The organism is Bacillus cereus group sp. BfR-BA-01492 (genome assembly GCF_022662815.1).
Taxonomy (GTDB): domain Bacteria; phylum Bacillota; class Bacilli; order Bacillales; family Bacillaceae_G; genus Bacillus_A; species Bacillus_A cereus_BD.
The window spans coordinates 1-309 of record NZ_JAKUEH010000066.1; the positions used below are offsets into that span (position 1 = coordinate 1).

Consider the following 309-nt stretch of genomic DNA (forward strand, 5'->3'; position numbering starts at 1 on the left):
CCGCCAGCGTTCATCCTGAGCCAGGATCAAACTCTCCAATAAAGTTTGTCTAGCATCATAAATAAAAATTGACGTTTCACGTTGTTTGTTTCGTTCAGTTTTCAAAGAACTGTTTGGTGGAGCCTAGCGGGATCGAACCGCTGACCTCCTGCGTGCAAGGCAGGCGCTCTCCCAGCTGAGCTAAGGCCCCAAATCAAGTATCGGGAAGACAGGATTTGAACCTGCGACCCCCTGGTCCCAAACCAGGTGCTCTACCAAGCTGAGCCACTTCCCGAAAGAAAACGCGCCCGAGAGGAGTCGAACCCCTAA

General features: G+C 51.8%; 2 tRNA genes. Both read right to left on the reverse strand.

Features of this window, described 5'->3' with window-relative positions:
• Window positions 1-114 precede the first annotated feature (114 nt).
• Window positions 115-190 (reverse strand) — tRNA-Ala (locus MR063_RS21630).
• 10 nt (window positions 191-200) lie between these two features.
• Window positions 201-274, reverse strand: a tRNA-Pro gene (locus MR063_RS21635).
• Window positions 275-309 lie beyond the last annotated feature (35 nt).